The sequence below is a fragment of the Streptomyces sp. NPDC127038 genome, from assembly GCF_042725875.1.
Taxonomy (GTDB): Bacteria; Actinomycetota; Actinomycetes; order Streptomycetales; family Streptomycetaceae; genus Streptomyces.
The window spans coordinates 18,135-39,944 of record NZ_JBHXDQ010000022.1 but is presented as its reverse complement, the minus strand read 5'-3'; the positions used below and the strand labels follow the sequence as shown (position 1 = coordinate 39,944).

19 protein-coding genes and 2 tRNA genes are annotated in these 21,810 nt (G+C 72.0%); 3 read left to right on the top strand and 18 right to left on the bottom strand.

The window, feature by feature from the left end; translation table 11 throughout:
- Positions 1–145 precede the first annotated feature (145 nt).
- Complete coding sequence (gene rpsT, locus ACFWI4_RS17700) at positions 146–412, top strand: 30S ribosomal protein S20 (protein WP_385397191.1); 267 nt, start codon at positions 146–148, stop codon at positions 410–412.
- Between the two features lie 408 nt (positions 413–820).
- On the opposite strand, the gene holA is transcribed toward rpsT, so the two are convergent.
- From holA to leuS, 8 genes are all read right to left on the bottom strand, one after another.
- Positions 821–1,807 (bottom strand): DNA polymerase III subunit delta, encoded by a 987-nt coding sequence (holA, locus tag ACFWI4_RS17695; protein ID WP_387196827.1) that lies wholly within the window; start codon positions 1,805–1,807, stop codon positions 821–823.
- A 378-nt stretch (positions 1,808–2,185) separates the two neighbouring features.
- On the bottom strand, positions 2,186–2,431 hold the full coding sequence (locus ACFWI4_RS17690) for a hypothetical protein (RefSeq protein ID WP_385397195.1): 246 nt from the start codon (positions 2,429–2,431) through the stop codon (positions 2,186–2,188).
- An 80-nt stretch (positions 2,432–2,511) separates the two neighbouring features.
- The gene (locus tag ACFWI4_RS17685) at positions 2,512–3,342 is read right to left on the bottom strand and encodes an arylamine N-acetyltransferase (protein ID WP_387196824.1); all 831 of its coding nucleotides are present in this window, start codon (positions 3,340–3,342) and stop codon (positions 2,512–2,514) included.
- A 4-nt stretch (positions 3,343–3,346) separates the two neighbouring features.
- Positions 3,347–6,085, bottom strand: coding sequence for a ComEC/Rec2 family competence protein (locus ACFWI4_RS17680; RefSeq protein WP_387196821.1), 2,739 nt, complete (start codon positions 6,083–6,085; stop codon positions 3,347–3,349).
- Positions 6,086–6,177: 92 nt separating this feature from the next.
- A complete protein-coding gene (locus ACFWI4_RS17675; RefSeq protein WP_387196818.1) occupies positions 6,178–6,852 on the bottom strand; it encodes a ComEA family DNA-binding protein in 675 nt (224 codons plus the stop codon).
- 732 nt (positions 6,853–7,584) lie between these two features.
- The gene (locus ACFWI4_RS17670) at positions 7,585–8,430 is read right to left on the bottom strand and encodes a DegV family protein (protein ID WP_387196815.1); all 846 of its coding nucleotides are present in this window, start codon (positions 8,428–8,430) and stop codon (positions 7,585–7,587) included.
- Between the two features lie 72 nt (positions 8,431–8,502).
- The gene (locus ACFWI4_RS17665) at positions 8,503–9,240 is read right to left on the bottom strand and encodes a hypothetical protein (protein WP_387196812.1); all 738 of its coding nucleotides are present in this window, start codon (positions 9,238–9,240) and stop codon (positions 8,503–8,505) included.
- A 212-nt stretch (positions 9,241–9,452) separates the two neighbouring features.
- Positions 9,453–12,344, bottom strand: coding sequence for a leucine--tRNA ligase (gene leuS / locus ACFWI4_RS17660; RefSeq protein WP_387196809.1), 2,892 nt, complete (start codon positions 12,342–12,344; stop codon positions 9,453–9,455).
- Positions 12,345–12,751: 407 nt separating this feature from the next.
- Between leuS and ACFWI4_RS17655 the strand changes: the two genes are divergently transcribed.
- On the top strand, positions 12,752–14,035 hold the full coding sequence (locus tag ACFWI4_RS17655) for a cytochrome b/b6 domain-containing protein (protein WP_387196806.1): 1,284 nt from the start codon (positions 12,752–12,754) through the stop codon (positions 14,033–14,035).
- Positions 14,032–15,651, top strand: a complete 1,620-nt coding sequence (locus tag ACFWI4_RS17650; protein ID WP_385397225.1) for an NADH-ubiquinone oxidoreductase-F iron-sulfur binding region domain-containing protein — start codon at positions 14,032–14,034, stop codon at positions 15,649–15,651. The genes ACFWI4_RS17655 and ACFWI4_RS17650 overlap by 4 nt, the downstream gene beginning before the upstream one ends.
- Before the next feature lie 165 nt (positions 15,652–15,816).
- Here the strand turns inward: ACFWI4_RS17650 and ACFWI4_RS17645 are convergent.
- From ACFWI4_RS17645 to ACFWI4_RS17600, 10 genes are all read right to left on the bottom strand, one after another.
- A tRNA-Ala gene (locus tag ACFWI4_RS17645) sits at positions 15,817–15,889 on the bottom strand.
- A 419-nt stretch (positions 15,890–16,308) separates the two neighbouring features.
- A complete protein-coding gene (locus ACFWI4_RS17640) occupies positions 16,309–16,542 on the bottom strand; it encodes a hypothetical protein (protein ID WP_037618755.1) in 234 nt (77 codons plus the stop codon).
- Between the two features lie 3 nt (positions 16,543–16,545).
- A complete protein-coding gene (locus ACFWI4_RS17635; RefSeq protein WP_261702676.1) occupies positions 16,546–16,719 on the bottom strand; it encodes a hypothetical protein in 174 nt (57 codons plus the stop codon).
- 429 nt (positions 16,720–17,148) lie between these two features.
- Positions 17,149–17,221, bottom strand: a tRNA-Ala gene (locus ACFWI4_RS17630).
- A gap of 117 nt (positions 17,222–17,338) precedes the next feature.
- The gene (locus ACFWI4_RS17625) at positions 17,339–18,019 is read right to left on the bottom strand and encodes a histidine phosphatase family protein (RefSeq protein WP_387196802.1); all 681 of its coding nucleotides are present in this window, start codon (positions 18,017–18,019) and stop codon (positions 17,339–17,341) included.
- Positions 18,016–18,459: a ribosome silencing factor gene (gene rsfS, locus ACFWI4_RS17620; protein ID WP_387196799.1), complete on the bottom strand. Its 444-nt coding sequence runs from the start codon at positions 18,457–18,459 to the stop codon at positions 18,016–18,018. The genes ACFWI4_RS17625 and rsfS overlap by 4 nt, the downstream gene beginning before the upstream one ends.
- Before the next feature lie 126 nt (positions 18,460–18,585).
- Positions 18,586–20,472, bottom strand: a complete 1,887-nt coding sequence (locus ACFWI4_RS17615; protein WP_387196796.1) for a LytR C-terminal domain-containing protein — start codon at positions 20,470–20,472, stop codon at positions 18,586–18,588.
- Between the two features lie 17 nt (positions 20,473–20,489).
- Entirely contained in the window at positions 20,490–21,056 is a 567-nt protein-coding gene (nadD, locus tag ACFWI4_RS17610) for a nicotinate-nucleotide adenylyltransferase (protein ID WP_387196957.1), read from the bottom strand.
- Positions 21,057–21,289: 233 nt separating this feature from the next.
- Positions 21,290–21,451 (bottom strand): hypothetical protein, encoded by a 162-nt coding sequence (locus ACFWI4_RS17605; protein WP_385397234.1) that lies wholly within the window; start codon positions 21,449–21,451, stop codon positions 21,290–21,292.
- Between the two features lie 163 nt (positions 21,452–21,614).
- Entirely contained in the window at positions 21,615–21,806 is a 192-nt protein-coding gene (locus ACFWI4_RS17600) for a hypothetical protein (protein WP_385397278.1), read from the bottom strand.
- Positions 21,807–21,810: the final 4 nt, after the last annotated feature.

The window sequence follows — 21,810 nt, the reverse complement described above, 5'->3', positions numbered from 1 at the left end:
GTACGGCCGGTTTGGGCCGGTCGGGCGGGGACTGGTAGCCTGGGTGGCTGTGTCTCATGCCCTCTCAGCACGAGACGCACCCATGAAAATCAAACGGCGGGTGAGACATGACGTCTCGCGCGCCTGAACCTGTAAAGGCTCATCAGTGGCGAACATCAAGTCCCAGATCAAGCGGATCAAGACCAACGAGAAGGCGCGGCTGCGCAACAAGGCCGTCAAGTCCTCTCTGAAGACCGCGATCCGCAAGGCCCGCGAGGCTGCTGCCGCGGGTGACGTCGAGAAGGCCACCGTCGCGGCGCGCGAGGCTTCGCGCAAGCTCGACAAGGCCGTCTCGAAGGGCGTCATCCACAAGAACCAGGCCGCCAACAAGAAGTCGGCGCTTGCTTCGAAGGTCGCCGCCCTCCAGGGCTGAGTCGGCTGAGCTCTCCGGAGCTCGACCCCTGACTTGACCGTCGGCCGGACCCGAGCGGGCCCTCTCTCTCCGCTCCCGACCGACGTACCGGATTCACGCACGATCTGCGTTCGCCACGCGGGCGTGAGTCCACCGGCTTGAACCGAAGGCCCCGCTCCCCTCCCTTCCCCGGGAGACCGAGCGGGGCCTTCGGTGTTCCACGGGGTCCCCGGGCGATGCGGAGAACGGGCGGGGCGGCCTGGGCGGCTGGTCGGCGGGGGCGGTCGGCAGCGGCCGGTCGACGGGGCCGGTCAGCGGCCGGCCGGAGCGGGCCGCGCGGGGAGCCTGGCGGGTGGCCGGGTCAGGCCGCTCAGTGGCGGCCGGGAGCGGGCCGGGCGAGGAACCTGGCGGTACTGCCGGGGCGGCCGGTCAGTGGCGGCCGGAGCGGGCCGCTCGGGCGACGGCCACGACCGCCTTCTCCAGGGCGTACTCGGGATCGTCCCCGCCGCCCTTGACCCCGGCGTCCGCCTCGGCGACGGCCGTGAGCGCCATGGCGACCCCGTCCGGTGTCCAGCCCCGCATCTGCTGCCGCACGCGGTCGATCTTCCACGGCGGCATGCCCAGCTCACGGGCCAGGTCGGCGGGCCTGCCGCCGCGTGCGGAGGACAGCTTGCCGATCGCCCGCACCCCCTGCGCGAGCGCGCTGGTGATCAGGACGGGGGCCACCCCGGTCGACAGGGACCAGCGCAGCGCCTCCAGCGCCTCCGCGGCCCGCCCCTCCACGGCCCGGTCGGCCACGGTGAAGCTGGACGCCTCGGCCCGCCCGGTGTAGTACCTCCCGACGACGGCCTCGTCGATCGTCCCCTCGACGTCCGCCGTCAGCTGCGACACGGCCGATGCCAGCTCCCGCAGATCACTGCCGATGGAGTCCACCAGCGCCTGGCAGGCCTCCGGGGTGGCCGCCCGGCCGAGCACCCGGAACTCGCCTCGCACGAACGCCAGCCGGTCCGCCGGCTTGGTCATCTTGGGGCACGCCACCTCCCGCGCGCCCGCCTTGCGCGCGGCGTCGAGCAGACCCTTGCCCTTGGCGCCGCCCGCGTGCAGCAGCACCAGGGTGATCTCCTCGGCGGGCGCCCCGAGATACGCCTTGACGTCCTTGATCGTGTCCGCCGACAGATCCTGGGCGTTCCGTACGATCACGACCTTGCGCTCGGCGAAGAGCGAGGGACTGGTCAGCTCGGCGAGCGTGCCCGGCTGCAACTGGTCGGGGGTGAGGTCCCGTACGTCCGTGTCGGCGTCGGAGGCCCTGGCGGCGGCCACCACCTCCTGCACGGCACGGTCGAGCAGGAGATCCTCCTGGCCCACTGCCAGCGTGACAGGGGCGAGAGGGTCGTCTTGTGCGGTCTTCTTGGCCATCCCCGAAAGCATCCCACGCCCCACCGACAACCCTCACCGACCGAGGCGAGAGCACGGGAGTGGGGATCAGGGAGTGGGGATCAGGGAGTGGGGATGGGGACGGGCCCGGGTTTTGGGTTGGGGGTCGGGAACCGGGGTTGAGGTTGGGGGTCGGGACGCGGGGTTGGGCCAGGGGCCGAGCCTGGCCGGGTTGGGCCGGGCCGAAGGCGAGCCGGGGCATCCGGCCCTGCGGCTTGCCGCCTGCCCGGGCTGGGCCCGGCCCGTGTGCCTGGGCTGGGCCCGACCCGCGTGATTGCGGCAGGCCCGGCCGTGGGGCTGGGCTGGTCCTGGCCGCGCGGTTCGGCCAGGCCCGGGCCCGGCCCGGCCGGGCGAGGCGGGTTACGGCTCCTCGTGCCAGCCGTCCCATTCCGCCGCGAACTCGTCCAGCTCCTTCGGGTCCAGCCGTGACTCGGGGTCGGTCAGGACCACCAGCCACTGCGCGTCCTCGGCGTCGTCCTCGCCCGCGAGGGCGTCCCTCACCAGCTGCGGCTCCTCCGGCAGTCCGAAGCGGTCGCCGGCGGCCTCCGCCGCCTCCTCCGCGGCGTCGCGGTCGGGCAGCACCAGTACATGTCTCACATCGCTCACCCGGACATTTTCCGGCACGCCCGGGGCGTCCGACGCCGACTTCGGACTCCGCGGGGTGTGATCTGCGCGGCTCCGGACCACTACTTGGCCCCCGCGACCTCCGGCACCCGGTCCAGCTCGATCCCGAAGCGCTCCCGGTACGCGGCCAGCACCTCCTCGTCCGTCTCCAGCTGCGTCACCTCCTTCGTCCCGTCGGCCGTCGACACAGTGAACCTGCGTCCGCTGAGCGTGATCCGGCCTCCGTCCTCGGTGACCCGCGAACAGACCAGCGACCGGGTGAAGTGCGACTGCGGAGACGTGCCGTGCCACCAGGCCCCGACGACGAAGTCCCCGAGCACCCGCGGCCGGACCTCCAGCCGGTACTGCCGCTTGTCGCCGACGATGACGTCGAGGTCCTCGTGCTCCCGCGAACCGCCGGCTCCCCGCACCCCCGCCGCGTCCGGCGCGGACTCCACGACCCGGAACAGCCCGCCGGGGTCCCGCTGTTCACCCCGCTCCGTGAACGACAGCGGATAGTGGCTGTGCGCCCCGAACCCGACGTCGGTCAGCCAGTCGCCCCCGTCCACCGTCCGCACCCGCAGCGCGAGATGGTCGTAGGGGATCCCCGGCTTCCCGTCGTCCCCGTACACCCGCGCCGCGAGAAGCGTCACGTCGAAGCCCAGCGCCCCCAGCAACGCCCCGAACGCGCCGTTGAGTTCGTAGCAGAAACCCCCTCTGCGGGCGCCCACCACCTTGTCCAGCAGCCGCTTCTCCTCCAGCACGATCTCCTCGCCGAGGTGGATCGAGAGGTTCTCGAACGGCACCGTCCGCAGATGACACAGCTGGAGTTCGCGGAGCACGTCGGACGTGGGCCATGCCGGGTGCCCGGCCCCGATACGGCGGAGGTAGGCGTCTGCCTGTGCGGAATTCATGCCTTCAGTGTCGCGCCACACCGAGCCCTCCGCCCGCACCGATGACCGCGAGATCACCGTCCTCGTCGGTCCGCAGCACCACCGCACCCCCCGCCCGCAGGGCCGCGACCGTACTGGGTGCCGGATGTCCGTAGGGGTTGTCCCGGCCCACCGAGATGAGCGCGAGCCGCGGGGCGACCCGGCGTATGAGCCCCGGATCCTGGTACGCCGAACCATGATGGGCGACCTTCAGCACGTCCACACCGGCCAGTTCCGCGGCCTGCGCCGATCTCGCCAAGGCCCGCTGGGCGGGCGGCTCCAGGTCGCCGAGCAGGAGCAGTCTCAGCCCCGAGGACCGCACGAGCATCGCGACACTGGCGTCGTTCGGGTCGTCCGGCGGCACGGCCGGATCCGGCGGCGGCCACAGCACCCGCCAGTCCAGACGCCCCACGCATCTCCGCTCCCCCGCGACGGCCCGGGTCAGGGGAATGTGCCGTGCGGCCGCCTCCCTCCGTACGAACTCGGCCTGTTCCGGGGGCTCTTCGAAACCGGTCGTCTCGATCGCCCCCACCGAGCGCCCCCGGAGCACGCCCGGCAGGCCCGCGACATGGTCCGCGTGGAAGTGCGTCAGGACCACGAGCGGGATCCTGGTGACGCCGAGTGTGCTCAGACAGCGGTCGGCCAGTACCGGGTCGGGCCCCGCGTCCACCACCACCGCGCTGCCGTCCCCCACCGCGAGCACGCCCGTGTCGCCCTGCCCCACATCGCACAGCGCGAACCTCCAGCCGGGCGGCGGCCACCCCGTGATCACCCTGGTGAGCGGCGGCGGCTGCACCACGAACAGCAGCAGCAGCACCACGGCGACACCGCTCGGCAACGGATGTCTCAGCAGCCGCCGGCCGAAGGCCACACCGGCGACGGTGAGGAGGGCCAGCAGCAGGGCCCCCGTCCATGTGTCCGGCCAGTCCACTCCCCCACCCGGCTGGGCCGCCCCCGCTCGCGCGATGCCCGCGATCCACCGGGCGGGCCAACTCGCCGACCACGCCAGGTACTTGGCCAGGGGCATCGCCCACGATGAGGCCGCCAGTGTCGCGAACCCCAGCACCGTGGCCGGTGTGACCGCGAACTCCGCGAGGAGATTGCACGGCACCGCCACCAGACTCACCCGCGCCGACAGCACGGCGACCACCGGCGCGCACAGCGCCTGCGCGGCGGCGGACGCGGCCAGGGCCTCGGCCAGGCGCGCGGGCACACGGCGCCGTTGGAGCGCCGTGCTCCAGCGCGGGGCGAGCGTGAGCAGGGCCGCGGTCGCGAGGACGGAGAGGAGGAATCCGTAACTGCGGGCGAGCCAGGGGTCGTAGAGCACCAGGAGCAGAACCGCGGCGGCCAGTGCCGGGATCAGCGATCTGCGGCGCCCGGTCGCGATGGCCAGCAGCGAGATCGCTCCGCAGGCCGCGGCCCGCAGCACGCTCGGGTCCGGCCGGCACACGATCACGAAGGCGAGCGTGAGCGTTCCGCCGAGCAGGGCGGTCGCCCGGAGCGGCACCCCCAGCCGGGAGGCGAGGCCCCGTCGCTCCACCCGCTGGGCCAGACCCGGGGGCCCGATGAACAGCGCGAGGACGATGACGAGGTTGCCCCCGCTGACGGCGAGGAGGTGGGTGAGGTCGGTGGCCCTGAACGCCTTGTCCAGCTCGGGCGTGACCCGTGAGGTGTCGCCCACGACCAGTCCCGGCAGCAGCGCCCGCGCGTCCGGGTCCAGGCCGTCGGTCGCCTTCCGCAGCCCTTCGCGCAGCCTGCCCGCGAACCGCTGCGGACCGGACGGCCCTCCCACCACCTCCGGCGGCCCGCTCCCCCGTACCCGCAGCACCACCGCGATGCCGTCCCCGTCCGACAGGGCGGGCACGACTCGTGCCGCGATCCGCAGCCGGGTCGACGGCAGCAGCGACAGCCAGGGGGAGCGTCCGCCGGTGTTCCGGGAGGCGCCCCGTCGCGCGGGTCCGCCCGCACCCTCGGGCGCGGTCCGCCGTGGGCGGGCGTCGACGATCACCAGCACCGGCGTCCGGGTCGCCTCCACCGTGCCGTCCGACTGGATCACCCGCGTGACGTCGGCGTCGAACAGCAGAACCGTCGGAGCCATGTGGTCACCGTTGATCCGGGGCCGGCTGAGCCTTGGATCCGAGGTGATCACCACCTCGGCGGTCACCTCGGCCGACCGCTCCGCGAGGGCAGGAAGGGGGCCGCGCCTCAGGTCCGCCGCGCGCAGCCCCGCCGAGGCCGCGGCGGCGCCGACGCAGAGGAGCAGGGCCGCGACGGACACCCACCACCCCGGTCGCCCCGCCCGTCCCCGGCCCAGCCGTCCCGTCCGTCGCCCTTGCCCGGTCCATCGCTCCTCTCCGGCCTGACACTGCTGTCCCGCCGATCGCCCCTGCCAGGCCCCGCGCTCCTGTCCCGTGCCCGCGTCTCCCCTCCCCTTGGTCGCATCGCCGTCCTTGGCCCTGTTCTCCTCGGCGCCCTCCCCCTCGGCCACCTCGTGCTTCCACTCGTCCTCCGTCTCCGCCCGCGCGTCTCTCGGTCCGGCCGCCAGCAGCACGCCACCCGCGACCAGGGACACGGCCACGACGACGGCGACCCCGCCCGGCGACGCTCCGACGCTCACGGCCGCCGTGAGCCAGACCGCGGCGGCGGGCAGCACGAGCCGGAGGTCGACCGGCCCCTCCACCCGGGGGTGGGAAGCCCCCAGCCGGCTCTCCGAGGCCGCGTGCACCGGGCTGCGGCCCCAACCAGCGGCTCCGGGAAGTTCCTCGGGGCCCGCCGGAGAGGCTTGCGGCTCCCCCGCGTCCCTCGTCTCCGGACCCCTCATGGCCGCACCAGGTTGCGGAGGTCGGCGAAGCGACGGTCTCCGATTCCGCTCACTTCACGGAGCTCGTCGACCGAGCGGAAACCACCGTGCGCGGTGCGGTAGTCGATGATGTGCCGGGCCAGGACGGGCCCGACCCCGGGCAGGCTGTCGAACTGGTCGACCGTGGCCGTGTTCAGGGGAATCGGCGCGGCGGGCACGGCACCCGCCCCGGATCCCCCGGCACCGAGCGGCCCCGTACCGCCCGAACCACCCGGCCCCGGCCCCGGCGGGGGCGCGGTCACGCCGACCATGATCTGTTCGCCGTCCACCAGGACCCGGGCACGGTTGAGGCCGTCGGTGTCCGTGCCGGGCCGTGGCCCTCCCGCGGCCCGCAGGGCGTCCTCGACGCGGGACCCGGCGGGCAGCCGCCGGAGTCCGGGGGCACGCACCTTCCCGCCCACGTCCACGACGACCACACCCCCGCCGGCACCCGCCGCGCTCGAAGCCCCGGTCGGGTCGCCCGACTCCGCTCCCGGCCGGCCGCCCGGCCCCGCACCCGCGACCCACTTCCCTCCGAAGGGCGCCGCTGCTCCGACCACCTCGGGAGCCCGCACCGGCCGTGTCCGTCCCGCCCAGAAGTGCTGCACGGCGAAGACGGCGGCCACGGCCAGCAGCACGGTCAGCGCGGCCACGCTCCTGCGCTCCAGACCGCACCTCGACTGGAACCACAACGGCAACCGCTCCCGCACGGCGAGCCCGGCCCGGCCCCACCACCCTCCAACCCCGTCGGCAGGCTCGTCCGGGACCGGGCCGTGTGAGACCGGATCCCGCGTAACCAAACCGTCTGGGGCCAGCTCATACCGAGCCGGTTCGTGCGAAGTCGGATCGTGCGGAGCCGGGGCATCCCAAGCCGGATGGTGCCGAGCCGGATGGTGCCGAGCCGGATGGTGCCGAGCCGGATCGCGCGGAGCCGACTCACGCGCAACCGACTCACGCGCAACCGACTCGTACGAGGTGACCGCCCCCGGAGCACCCTCGGCCGCGCGGCCCGCCCCAGGTGGACCGCTCCCCGACTCGCGTCGTTCCTGGGCGAGTTCGGTGAACAGCGCGTCGGCGCGCAGACGGAGAGCCGCCGCCGAGGCCTCGTGCCGACGGGCCGAGGTCCGGACGTCGTGACGGGTCAGGGTCCGCCGGTCGCCACGGTGACGGCGATTGCGGCCGCGGCCGTCGGAGTCGGGGCCGCGACCCGGGCCGCTGGTCGGTGTCGCGGTGCGTGTGCTCGATCGAAGTGCCATGCGGCGAGGATGCGGCAACCCGACACCCTCGCGATGATCTTGCTCAATTCCGGTGGAGAGCGGCCCACTTGTGGACAACCCCGTCACCCGCACGAGCGACGCGAGCGAGGATCGGGGCCGCCCCTCCCCTCATCGGGGCGACACGACCGCCGCGAGCAGCCCGGGGCCTGTGTGCGCTCCGATCACCGCGCCCACCTCGCTCACATGCAGCTCGGCGAGCCCCGGCACGCGCGCCCGCAGACGGTCCGCGAGCGCCGACGCCCGTTCCGGGGCGGCCAGATGGTGAACGGCGATGTCGACCTGCCCGCTGCCCGCCCGCTCGGCGACGATCTCCTCGAGGCGCGCGATCGCCTTGGACGACGTCCTGACCTTTTCGAGGAGTTCGATGCGGCCGTCGTGGAGTTGCAGGATCGGCTTCACCGCGAGCGCGGAACCCAGCAGGGCCTGCGCGGCCCCGATCCTGCCGCCGCGGCGCAGATAGTCGAGCGTGTCGACGTAGAAATGGGCGGACATGCCCGCGGCCCGCTTCTCGGCGGCGGTGACCGCGTCGTCGACGGAGCCGCCCGCCTCCGCGGACTCGGCGGCGGCCAGCGCGCAGAACCCGAGGGCCATGGCGACCATCCCGGTGTCGACGACACGCACCGGTACCGGGGCCTCGCGCGCGGCGAGCACCGCAGCGTCGTAGGTGCCGGAGAACTCGGAGGAGAGGTGCAGCGAGACGATGCCGGTGGCGCCGGACGCGGCGACCTCGCGATAGGTCGCGGCGAACGTCTCGGGGCTGGGCCGGGACGTCGTGACGGGACGCCGTTTCTGGAGTGCCTGGGCCAGTGAGCGGGCCGAGATCTCGGTGCCCTCTTCGAGCGCCTGGTCCCCGAGGACCACGGTCAGGGGAACCGATGTGATGCCGTGGCGCTCCATCGTCCGCGGCGCCAGGTAGGCCGTTGAATCGGTGACGATCGCGACATGGCGGGACATGAGCTGGAGATTACCTGGCGGGGCGGGTGCGCGGCAGCCCGGCCCCTTCCACCTGCGGCGGGAACGGCCGGATCATGTCGTGCTCTCGGGGCGGGGCTTCTTCTGCCAAGGGTAGGTGGGCCGTTGGCCGGGCGGCGTGATCGCCGAACGCTGCGACCGGTCCCCGTCCTCGGGGCGGGAGCGCGGGTCCGTCGGCCGGGACGATCCGCCGGGGGCGCCGGTGTCCGTGCCGGGGGCGTCGGGGCGGGACGTGGCGGGATCCGGCTCCTTGGTCCAGTGGCGCAGGGCGCCGGCCTCCACGTCGATCTGGGCGCTGAGGGTGTCCAGGTCGTCGCCGGCGAAGCGGTGGGCCCGGTCGCGGGCGGCCCAGCGCAGCGAGTCCGCCGATTTCGTGATCCGCCGGGTGCGCTCGCGCAGGGCGGGCAGCCGGGTGGCCAGGGTGCCGCGGTCGGGCTCGGCCTCCAGGCGCCTGAGCTCGGCGTCCAGCTCGTGGCCGTGGGTGCTGAGCCGCTCGAACAGGCTCAGCGACTCCTTGAGGGACTCGTCCTCCGCCGCGCCCGCCTGGAGCGCGTCCTGGGTGGCGCGCATCGAGGTGCGCAGCGTCAGTCTGAGCTGGGCGAGCTCGCCCTGGGGACCGGGCTGGGCGAAGGTCTTGGCACGCAGGGTGGTGTCCTCGACCGTGCGGCGGGCCTGCGCGATGGTGCGGTCCACCCCGCGTTTGGCGGCGCCGACCACCTTCACCGTCGCGTACGCGCCGAACACCACGAACAGCAGGAAGAGCAAGGCGATTACGGTGATCACGGTACCCATCACACTCCTCCTCCGACCGGTCGCGGCAACTTTCGCCGCGCTCTCAACGGTAAACGCTGCGGGCAGGTCCCGGGTTCCGAAAGAACCCCGAACCTGCCCGTAGGGGACGACCCTGAGCCGTCACACGGCCCGGCTCGGCGCCGAGCCGAGCCTTGCCGTGCCGGTCAGCCCGTCGGCCGGTCAGCCGGTCAGCCGGTCAGCCGGTCAGCCGGTCAGCCGGTGACGATGTTCACCAGCTTCGGCGCGCGCACGATCACCTTGCGGATCCCGGCACCGCCCAGCGCGGCGACGACCTTCTCGTCGGCCAGCGCCACCTTCTCCAGCTCCGCGTCGGTGATCGACGGGGAGACCTCCAGGCGGGCCTTGACCTTGCCCTTGATCTGCACGACGCAGGTCACGGCCTCGTCGACGACGTACGCGGGGTCGGCGACGGGGAAGTCCTGGTGGACGACCGAGTCGGCGTGGCCCAGCTTGCTCCACAGCTCCTCGGCGATGTGCGGGGCCAGCGGCGCGACCATCAGCACCAGGGCCTCGGCGACCGGGCGCGCCACCGGGCCGCCCACCTTGGTCAGGTGGTTGTTCAGCTCGGTGACCTTGGCGATGGCGGTGTTGAACCGCATGCCCTCCAGGTCCTGGCGCACACCGTCGATGGCCTTGTGCAGGGCACGCAGGGTGTCCTCGTCCGGCTCGGCGGACGCGACGGTGACCTCGCCGGTCGCCTCGTCGACGACGTTGCGCCACAGGCGCTGCAGCAGGCGGTACTGGCCCACCACCGCGCGCGTGTCCCACGGGCGGGACACGTCCAGCGGGCCCATCGCCATCTCGTACAGGCGCAGGGTGTCCGCTCCGTACTCGGCGCAGATCTCGTCCGGGGTGACCGCGTTCTTCAGGGACTTGCCCATCTTGCCCAGCAGCCGGGAGACCTTCTCGCCCTGGTAGTAGTAGGCGCCGTCGCGCTCCTCCACCTCGGCGGCCGGCACGGCGATACCGCGGCTGTCGCGGTACACGTAGGCCTGGATCATGCCCTGGTTGAACAGCTTGTGGAACGGCTCGGCCGACGAGACGTGGCCCAGGTCGAACAGGACCTTCGACCAGAAGCGCGCGTACAGCAGGTGCAGCACGGCGTGCTCGGCACCGCCGACGTACAGGTCGACGCCGCCGGTGGGCTGACCCTCACGGGGGCCCATCCAGTACTGCTCGATGGCCGGGTCGACCAGCTGCCGGTCGTTGTGCGGGTCCAGGTAGCGCAGTTCGTACCAGCAGGAACCGGCCCAGTTGGGCATGGTGTTGGTCTCGCGGCGGTACTTCCGGGGGCCGCGGCCGTCCTCCAGGTCCAGGGTGACGTTCACCCAGTCCTCGTTGCGGGACAGCGGGGTCTCGGGGGAGGTGTTCGCGTCGTCCGGGTCGAAGGTGCGCGGGGAGTAGTCCTCGACCTCCGGCAGCTCCAGGGGCAGCATCGACTCGGGCAGGGAGTGCGCGACGCCGTCCTCGTCGTAGACGATCGGGAAGGGCTCGCCCCAGTAGCGCTGGCGGCTGAACAGCCAGTCGCGCAGCCGGAAGTTGACGGTGCCCTCGCCGATGCCCCGGCGCTCCAGCCACTCCGTGATGCGCGCCTTGGCGTCGACGACGCCCAGACCGTCCAGGGTGATGTCCTCGCCGGCGGAGTTGACGATCTTCGCGTCGTAGGAGGCGAAGGCGTCGTCCCAGGTGGAGGCGTCGGTGCCGCGGTCGTCCGAGGGCTCGACCACGCAGCGCATGGGCAGCTCGAAGGCGCGCGCGAACGCGAAGTCGCGGCCGTCGTGCGCCGGGACGGCCATGATCGCGCCGGTGCCGTAGCCCATCAGCACGTAGTCGGCGATGAAGACCGGGACCTTCTCGCCGTTGACCGGGTTGGTGGCGAACGTGCCGGTGAAGACGCCGGTCTTGTCCTTGGCCTCGGCCTGGCGCTCGACGTCGGACTTCGAGGCGGCCTGCGCGCGGTAGGCGGCGACGGCCTCGGCGGGCGTGGCGTGACCGCCGGTCCACACGTCGTGGGTGCCCTCGGGCCAGGCGTCCGGGGTGAACTTCTCGACCAGCGGGTGCTCCGGCGCCAGGACCATGTAGGTGGCGCCGAACAGGGTGTCCTGGCGGGTGGTGAAGACGGTGATCGCTTCGCCGTCGATCGGGAAGTCGACGCGGGCGCCCTCGGAGCGGCCGATCCAGTTGCGCTGCTGGAGCTTGATGGCCTCGGGCCAGTCCAGCGCGTCCAGGTCGTCCAGCAGGCGGTCCGCGTAGGCGGTGATGCGCATGTTCCACTGGCGCAGCTTGGCCTTGAAGACGGGGAAGTTGCCGCGCTCGGACCGGCCGTCGGAGGTGACCTCCTCGTTGGCCAGGACGGTGCCCAGGCCGGGGCACCAGTTGACCGGCGCGTCGGAGGCGTACGCCAGGCGGTAGCCGCTCAGGACGTCGGCGCGCTCGCCGGCGCTCAGTTCGTTCCACGCGCGCGTGGTGCCGCCGATGGCGGGGACGGCACGCTCACCGCTCTCGAACTGGGCGACCAGGGCGGAGACGGGGCGGGCCTTGTCGGCCTCGTCGTCGTACCAGGAGTTGAAGATCTGCAGGAAGATCCACTGGGTCCACTTGTAGTACTCCGGGTCGATCGTGGCGAACGACCGGCGCTTGTCGTGGCCCAGGCCCAGCGCGCGCAGCTGGACCTTCATGTTCTCCATGTTGGCCTCGGTGGACACGCGCGGGTGCGTGCCGGTCTGCACGGCGTACTGCTCGGCGGGCAGGCCGAAGGCGTCGAAGCCCAGGGTGTGCAGGACGTTGTGGCCGGTCATCCGCTGGAACCGGGCGTACACGTCGGTGGCGATGTAGCCCAGGGGGTGGCCGACGTGCAGACCCGCGCCCGAGGGGTACGGGAACATGTCCATGATGAACTTCTTGGGCCGGGCGGCCAGCTCGGGGTCCCCGGCCAGGTCGCCGGTGGGGTTCGGGGCCTCGTAGGTCCCCTCGGCGTCCCAGAAGTCCTGCCAGCGTGCCTCGATGTCGGCGGCCAGGGCCGCCGTGTAGCGGTGCGGCGCGGCCGACTCGGCGGTGGCGGCAGCGGTGTTCGTCTCGCTCATGTCCTCAAAGCTCCATCGATCGTCTCTGCCAGCAGAAATGAAAAAACCCCTCGCACAGGAGGGGACGCCGCGCTGATGCCGACCGCGATGCGTCAGCGGTCGGGACTGATCAGCGCGGCTCGCTAAGCAGAAGGCGTACGGCACGCATGGCGTCAGGGTACCGCAGCGCCCATGCGGGCCGCGACGAGCTTGCGGGCACCGCTGATACCCGCTGCGGCCTCCGCCACCCCGAAAAAACGTTGACCGATGTTCAAATTTTACTTCGCTTAACGGACGCTTGCGGACAACACAAAGACCTCATTGCCCTTTGGTAACAACGCAATAACTCAAACGTTGAGTTCGGCGCCGGTTCTCGACCTAGAGTGCGCCTTCGGGACCGCTTCCCCGAACCGTAGGGAGTACCCCTCATGAACCCTCGTCGTAACACCAGCTCGCTTCCCCGGATGGGCCGTTCGGCCTACGGGGCGGCGTCAGCTGCCGTCCTGGTCCTCATACCCGTGATCGTGCTGGCGGGTGGCAACGCTGTCCAGGACTTCCTGAACTTCGGCGCCGGCGTCCTGTCGCTGGTCTCCCTGACCTGTTCGGTGATCTGGGGCCTGGTCGCCCAGGACCGGCTCCTCCTGGACACCCGTCAGCGGATCGTCGCGCAGGGCGTCCACCGCGTGACCGCCGTCGCCTCGATCGCGTTCCTCCTGGTCCACATCACCGTCAAGCTGGCACTGGACCACACCGTCCTGATCGCCGCGCTGATCCCCTTCAGCCTCGGCGTCACGGGCCTCGGCGGACTCATCGGCCTCGGCTCGCTGGCCGGCCTGCTGATGATCTTCGTAGGCATCACCGGCGCGCTGCGCAATCAGTTCGCCGCGCCGGCCGTGGTCGCCGCCCGCTGGCGCGCCATGCACATGCTGGCCTACCCCGCCCTGTGCGCGGCCCTGGTCCACGGCCTGTTCGCGGGCCGCGCGGCGAAGCCCTTCTTCATGATCTCGTACGAGCTGTGCCTGGTCGGCGTCATGGCCGCGCTCCTGCTGCGCGCCGCCCCGAACGCCTTCAAGCACAAGGTCGCGGCGCGGATCCTGGCGCTCACCGGCGGCGGCAGCGCCCGCGGCTTCCGCGAGGAGCTGGACGCCTCGCGTGCCGCAGCGATGGAGTCGCAGCAGGGTGCCGGCGGCCGCTCCGAGCGGCGTTCCGCGGGTGCCGAGGCCCCGCGCAAGGAGCGCAAGGAGTCCTCGTCCACGCTGTTCGGCGGCGCGCAGGCCGCGGCGGACACGGCCGGCTTCGCGGCGGCCTACCGGACCGTGGCGACACCCGGCGACGCGCCGGCGGCCCCGGGGACGCAGCAGTTCCCGATGCCCGTGAACGCGCAGCCCACAGAGACGTTTCCCCGCGTCGGCAACGGCGCCGCCCAGGGCGCCTGGCCCGTCCCCCAGTCGGCCCCCGTCGGCGAGGCCCCGGCATCGGCGTACGACCCGCTCCAGGACACCGGATACACCACCCCCGTCTATGGCAATTCGGCCGCCGGCGGCTACGGCACGAGTGATGTGTACAACACCGGTGAGACGAACACGTCCTACCGCACGTACAACACCAACGACACGTACGACAGCGGTCCCACGACTGACGTACTGCCGGGCGCCTTCGACGCTCCTGGCTCCGGTGAATCATGGAATGCCCCTTCCGGAGGCTTTAAGTGAACGAGGCCCTGCCCGACGTCCCGGAAGTCCGCGTGGTCGGACTTCCGCAGCTCACGTCGGGTTTCGACCTGGTCGAACGCCTTGATCTGCCCATGCACCTCAAAGTGCATGGGCCGCTCGAACCCCTGGGGGGCGAAGACCTCGCCAGCCTCGCCGAGGACATCAATCTGAAGGGACGCGGCGGGGCGGGCTTCCCGTTCGGCAAGAAACTGCGCTCGGTGGCCGAGTCGGCCATCAAGAAGGGCATCCGCCCGGTGGTGGTCGTCAACGGGAGCGAGGACGAACCGGCCTGCCGCAAGGACACGGTGCTCATCAACCGTGCCCCGCACCTCATCCTCGACGGCGCGCTCCTGGTCGCCGAGGCCATGGGCGCGCGCACGCTCGTGATCGGTGTGACCCGCGAGTCCACGCAGCGCTCCATGGAGGCGGCGCTGGCCGAGCGGGGGCTGAGCAACCGCAGGGGCTCGCCGCTTCGCGCGCGCGTGCAGCGCAATCCCGTACGGATGGTGACCGGCGCGGCCGCGTCGCTGATCCGCTCGATCGACGGCGGCCCCGCGGTGCCGCCGGGCCGCAAGGTCAGCGCGTCCCAGGCGGGTGTCGGGGGCGCGCCCACCCTGCTGTCGAACGCCGAGACGTTCGCGCAGCTGGCCATCGCCGCCCGCATCGGTCCCGACCGCTACCGCAACACGGGCCTGTACGACGAGCCGGGCACCGTCATGCTCACCGTCTCGGGCGCCGTCGCGCGCCCGATGGTGATCGAGGTCCCCACCGGCGTGCCCCTGCGTTACGTGCTCCAGCTGGCCGGCGCCCCGGCGATGCCCCAGGGCGTCCTGACCGGCGGCTACCACGGCAAGTGGCTGGACGCGGCGACGGTCAACGAGGCGATCGTCTCGCGGGACTCCCTGGCGGCGGTGGGCGGCGCGCTCGGTGCCGGCGCGATCCTCCCCATCACCCAGGAGACCTGCCCCCTGGGCGAGTCGCTGCGCGTGGCGCAGTGGCTGGCCGACGAGAGCGCGGGCCAGTGCGGCCCCTGCTACCTCGGACTGCCCGCCGCGGCGCGCGGCCTGGCGGACATCCTGAACGGCGGCGGCCCGGCCGCGCTGGAGGCGGTGAAGCAGGTCGCCAAGTCGGTGAAGCGCCGCGGTGCCTGCTCCCACCCGGACGGTTCGGCGATGTTCATCGAGTCGACGCTGAAGGCGTTCACGGACGACCTGGCCGCGCACGTCCTCGGAAACGGCTGCGGAAGGCCCGTGGAGGGCGTTCTGCCGCTCTTCGAGGACGGACAGGTGCCCATGGGCGTCCTGACCGGTCCGGGCCAGCAGGAGGCGGGCCCCAGCCGCCAGAAGATCTTCGTCGACTGGACGCTGTGCCGCGGGCACGGCCTGTGCGCCGACCTTCTTCCCGAGGTCTTCGAGCTGGGCGCCGACGGCTTCCCGACCGTGGCGCAGGCCCCGGTCCCCGCCTTCGCCGAGGCGAAGGCCCTGCGCGCGGTGCGGCGCTGCCCGGCGCTCGCCCTGCGCATCGAGGAGGACACCCGGGGGGCGTCGTCCTCGCGCACGAACCTGCCGGTCCTCTCCCAGGGGCGCGGCCGCCGCGCGCTCGGCAGCGGCCGCTGACACGAAGGAGCGGGCCACCGGAACGGGTGGCCCGCCCTCGGCATGTTCCGTGTGGTCACCGCGGGCACTGCGCCGGAGACGCGACCGCCGGGCGGTGCGCGGCGGCAAGGCCCGGGAAACGAAGAAGCGGACCACCCTGACCGGGTGATCCGCTTTCAACGTCTGTGGAGCTAAGGAGAATTGAACTCCTGACCTCCTGCATGCCATGCAGGCGCTCTACCAACTGAGCTATAGCCCCTTGTGGCCACGCGGTCGAACCGCGTTTTCACCGTGTCGCCCGGTTTCCCCGGCGGCGACGCCAACATTACACGGTTCCCCAGGTGAACCACCAAATCGTTTCCCGTGTGTACCGATTCGTGCCTCATGTCGCTTTTTTCGGGAGCGGGGAGAGGCCGGCGCCGGGGGCAGGGAGGGTCGTGAGCGGCGAGGCGCCCGCCAAGATGCCGGGCGGCCCCTGGAGGGCTCCACGGGCCCCACGGCGGCCCGTTGGCCCCCTCGGGCGGCTGACGGGCGCACACGGCCCGCCCCGGGGCGGCCAGGCGCCCCCACGGACAGCCCGAGGGCGGCCCGGGCGGCCTGTGCGGACACCCCGGGGCGGGTCCGGGAACGCGAAGACCCCCGGGGCGGACATCACCCGGGGGTCACACGGCCGTGAGGTCAGGCCGTGGCGAACGAATAGAACCGTTTGAGCGTGCAGTGCTCGTCGAGGAGCCGTGCGTAGATCGGCTCGCCCTCAAGCTCCCGATACGTCTCGATCGGGTCGCCTTTTATGATCAGTGCCCGTGCGCATTCCTCGCACCAGTACTGGTAGTCGTGGTTGACCGGCTCCATGTCGCGGACGATCGGCGTACCACTGCCGCACCAATCGCATTTCCGCCTGTGCGCACCCATCAATCAGCTCCAGCTGTGGCCGCAGGCCGTGCACACGTAGGAGATTCCACCGTTGTCGCCGAGAACCTGGGCAACGTGGACCGATCCGCAGGAAGGGCAGTCGAGGAGGGTGGCTTTCTTACGGTTCAGTGCCACTTCGAGGAGATCGTCGACCTCCTCGAGGATGCTGGCAGGCATCGCTACTCCCTCCCGTCGGGCCGCGCCCCCTTCCGGCCGTTTGATTCTGCCACGGCCGGAGCAATACGGTCAGCGACGCCTGCGTACCAGTCCGGACACGGGCTCCCGTCAGGGCTCCGGCAGGCGGCGCATACGAGCACGCCGGGAGCGCGTCCGCACAGGTATACGCCCCGGAGACCCCAACTGACTCAAGCGTGTTCCCGAAGAATGTGCCGAAGGCCACGGCCCCCGCGGACCGGGCGGGGACGCACGGCCCGCGTCCGTCCACCGGACGGACCGGTCGGGCCCCGCCCGCCAACTGCGCCCGCCGCGCCGCGTTCTCCGGAGACGACACCTCAACTCGGTGACGGACAACGAAAAATCCCGCCCCCCTGACGGGAGCGGGATCTTTCTTCAAGCTGTCCGACGACTCTCGGGAGAGTCGGTCTGTGGAGCTAAGGAGAATTGAACTCCTGACCTCCTGCATGCCATGCAGGCGCTCTACCAACTGAGCTATAGCCCCTTGCGTTCTTCCCGCCCTGCGGGCCGAACAAGAAGAACTTTAGCCTGCGACCAGCCGGAAAGTGAAATCCGGTCCCGGCGGGCCCGGGCGACCGGACGGAGAGCCGTCCGGCACCCCTCAGTCGTCGTCTCCGAGGACCGGCTCCGGCAGCGTGCCGGCGTTGTGCTCCAGGAGCCGCCAGCCGCGGACGCCCTCGCCTAGGACGGACCAGCAGCAGTTCGACAGACCGCCGAGGCTCTCCCAGTGCCGGGACTCCAAGCCGAGCAGCCGGCCGATCGTGGTGCGGATCGTGCCGCCGTGGCTGACGACGACGAGGGTGCCGTCGTCCGGGAGCTTGTCGGCGTGCCGCAGCACCACGGGGGCGGCGCGGTCGGCGACCTCGGTCTCCAGCTCGCCCCCGCCGCGCCGCACCGGCTCACCGCGCTTCCACGCGGCGTACTGCTCGCCGTGGCGGGCGATGATCTCCTCGTGCGTCAGCCCCTGCCAGACGCCCGCGTAGGTCTCGCGCAGCCCCTCGTCGTGGGTGACGTCGAGGCCGGTGAGGGCGGCCAGTTCGGCGGCCGTGGCCGCGGCCCGCTTGAGGTCCGAGGCGACGATGGCGTCGGGCTTCAGCGAGGCGAGCAGCCGGGCGGCACGACGGGCCTGCCCGATGCCCGTCTCGGTCAGCTCGACGTCGGTCGAGCCCTGGAAACGCCGGTCGACGTTCCAGGAGGTCTGGCCGTGCCGCCACAGGATGACGCGGCGGCCGCGGCCCGGCTTGCGCTCGTCGGACGCGGCTCCGCGGACCTCTGTGCTCACCGCAGTCCTCCCAGGTCGGCGGAGTCCTCCTCGGCCTGGAACTTGGCGTGCTCGGCGGCCTTGCCGCGGGTGGCCTTGGCCTCCTCGGGCAGGTCCAGCTCCGGGCAGTCCTTCCAGAGCCGCTCCAGGGCGTAGAAGACGCGCTCCTCGCTGTGCTGGACGTGCACGACGATGTCGACGTAGTCGAGCAGCACCCAGCGTGCCTCGCGGTCGCCCTCGCGGCGGACCGGCTTGGCGCCGAGCTCCTTGCTCAGGCGCTCCTCGATCTCGTCGACGATCGACTTGACCTGGCGGTCGTTGGGCGCGGACGCCAGCAGGAAGGCGTCGGTGATGGAGAGAACATCGCTCACGTCGTAGGCGATGATGTCGTGCGCGAGCTTGTCTGCGGCCGCCTGTGCGGCGGTCTGAATGAGCTCGATGGAGCGGTCCGTGGCGGTCACTACGCGGCTTTCCGTCGGCGGTCGGTTACGACTCAAGGGTCTCACGGACCGCCGAGGACACCCCACGCGTTTCTCCGGCCACGCCCCGGGGCCGTCCCCCGGGGCGTGACGCCGGTCACCCGCGGATCATCCCGTCCGGGTGCTGGTGATCTTGTAGTCCTGGCCGAGGACGACGGACACGTCCGCGTTGCCGCTGGCCTTGCCCTTGGTCACGCTGCTGGTGGGCAGACCCAGGGTCTTGGCCACCTGGACGGCGTCCGCCTTCCTCGCGGCGTCGCCGTACGTGATCCGGGACACGCTCTGGGCGGCGGAGGTGCCGGAGTCCAGGAACGTGTAGCCGCCGTTGACCAGGACGACGCGGGCCTGGCTGGTGGCCGTCTTCACGCCGGTGGCGTTCTCGATGCCGACGCGGACCGCGGAGCCGGCGTCGGGGCTCTTGGCCGTGCCGCCCAGGACGTCCTTGATCACGCTGCTGGAGGCGCTGGCGCTCAGGGTGCCGTCCGTCTGCACGGGCAGCAGCGCGGTCTTGTAGTCGCCGCCCTTGGCGAGGTCGGCGAGCTTGGCGAGGAAGGCGCCGAGGTCCTGGTCGGTCAGGGACGGGTCGAGGATCTGGGCCAGCGTCTGCACGGTGGTGGTCGCGGCCTGCTTGTCCGAGGACAGCTTGCGCATCACCCCCTGCATGACCTGCCCGAACCGCTCCAGCTGGGCGTTCTGGGCCTCGCCCGGGGCACGGTAGGTGGCGTAGGCGACGGCCATCTTGCCGCTGAGGGTCTCGTCCGTGCCCTTCTTGACGAGGGGGTCCTCGCCCTTCTTCTTGGCGTCGGGGTCGGGCACCGCCGCGTTGGTGGTGACCTCGATGTTGCCGACGAGTTCGACGAGGTTGTTCAGGTACGGGGTGTCGAGCCGCCAGGTGCCCTGGATGTTGGTGCCCAGCACGGTGTCGAGCGCGTCCCGGGTGCCGGAGGAGCCGTCGTTGTCGACGGACTTGGCGAGCGTGGTCGTCGAGCCGTCGTCGTCCGTCAGGGCGAGGGAGTTGGGCAGCAGGACGGTGGTGCCCTGCTTGGTGGTGGTGTTGTCGACGAGCAGGGCCGTGGAGGTGCCGCCGCCCTTGGTGTTGTGCAGATGGACGACGATCACGTCGCGCTTCTGGGCGGCGACGGGCGTCGAGGCCCCCGGCTTGGACGCCGTGGCGGTGCCGGGCAGCTTGCCCGCGTACCAGAGGTAGCCCGCCCCGCCGACCACGGCCAGGGCGGCGACCACGACGAGGGCGACGATCCGGCTGCGGGCGCGGCGCTTGGCCTCCTCGCGGCGCTCGGTGCGGTTCTCCGTGAACTTCAGCCAGTCGATGACGTCCTCGGACTCGGCCTCCTGCTCCTCCACGAAGGCGAACTGCTCGGTGCGGTAGTCCCGGTCGCCCCCGGGAGCGCCGTCCTCGGCGGGGCCGGCCTGTCGCGGGGGTCCGGCCTGCTGCGGGATGCGGGCGGTCTGCTCGGCGACGCGGGGCTGCCGGCCGGTGCCCGCCGTGCCGACGTCCGGCCCGTGGCCGTCGTAGGGCGCCCGGGCGGTACCCGCCGCGCCGCCGCGGGGCGCGCCGGTGCCGAACGGGTCGAAGGAGTCGTACGAAGGGACGGCGGGCTGCTGACCGGTGTCGTACGGCGACACGGCCTCCTGCCGGCCCGTGTCATAGGGAGACACCGTTTCGTGCTGACCGGTGTCATAGGGCGACACGGTCCGGTGCTGACCGGTGTCATAAGGCGACACGGTCTCCTGCCGGCCCGTGTCATAGGGCGACACGGTCGGCCCGCTGCCCGTGTCGTAGGGCCGGGCAGGTTCCTGACGGCCCGTCGCGTAGGGGTCGTAGCCGTAGCCCTGCTGCTGCCGGGCGTCGTAGCCGTCGTACCCCTGGGCGGGCTGCTGCGGGACCGGCCGGTACACCGGCTGCCCGTACTCGTCGTAGCCGACGAGCTCGTACTGCTGGTCGCCGCCCGCGTATCCGTCGTATCGGTCGTTCACCGGGTGCCCCTCTCGGCTCACTGGCCGCGGTACAGCTCACGCTTGTCGATGTAGCGCACCACACCGTCCGGCACCAGGTACCAGACGGGGTCGCCCTTGGCGACTCTCGCACGGCAGTCTGTGGACGAGATGGCGAGCGCGGGAACCTCGACCAGCGAGACACCGCCCTCCGGGAGGCCCGGGTCGGTCAGCGTGTGACCGGGCCGGGTGACCCCGATGAAGTGCGCGAGGGAGAACAGTTCTTCCGTGTAGCGCCAGGTGAGGATCTGGCCGAGCGCGTCCGCGCCGGTGATGAAGAAGAGATCCGCGTCGGGGTTGAGCGAGCGCAGGTCGCGCAGGGTGTCCGTCGTGTAGGTCGGACCGCCGCGGTCGATGTCGATCCGGCTGACCGAGAACTGCGGGTTCTCGGCCGTGGCGATGACCGTCATCAGATAGCGGTCCTCGGCCGGGGTGACCATGCGGTCGGTCTTCTGCCACGGCTGCCCGGTGGGCACGAACACCACCTCGTCGAGGTGGAACTGCGCGGCGACCTCACTGGCCGCGACCAGGTGACCGTGGTGGATCGGGTCGAAGGTGCCGCCCATGACGCCGAGCCGGCGCTTGCCCGGATTCAAGGGGCCGTTGCCGGGGCCGGTCGCCAGGCGCTTCGGGCCGCCGCCGGCCGCCGCGCCCGCGCCGCCCGTGGCGTCGCCGACGGCGCCGCTCTCCGTGTCATTCGCCGGACCGGTAGGCATGTCCTGCTCTCCCATGCGTGCAGACCCTACCGGCCCGGCCGAGGGGCTCCGGCCGACAGGGGCCCCGAGCGGGCCCTCGGGGCTCAGCGGTCGCGGTTGAAGCGCGTGGTGATCCACAGCAGCAGAAGCAGGATGAACAGGGCCCCGCCGCCGGTCAGGAACGGGCTGAGGCTCTCGTGGTTGCCGCCGTTCTCGCCCTCGGCGACGACGGTGGCCAACTGTGCGGCGGTGTGCTGGATGCTCATCTCGGCAAGACCTATCCGATGAGGGTCCCCCCGCTCGATCGGGATCGAGAGGTGGGGAGGGCGGGATGAAGATGTCGGCCCATCGTATGCGGGCGCCTACGCCGCGAACACGCCGACTCCGCCGTTGGGTACGGCACCGCGGCCGCCGGCCTCCGGCCGGACCTCAGTCGTCGCGCTTGTAGCCGCGCAGCAGGAACCAGGCGGTCAGGACCACGCCGATGATCATGACGATCAGCACGACGCGGAGCAGATTGCCCGGACCCTGCTTGTCGGCCGCCGCGGCGGCCTCGGTGAACCACGCGGCTGCGGGGATGTGCTCCATGTCGTACGACTCCTTCTCTGTACTGCCCGACAACGGT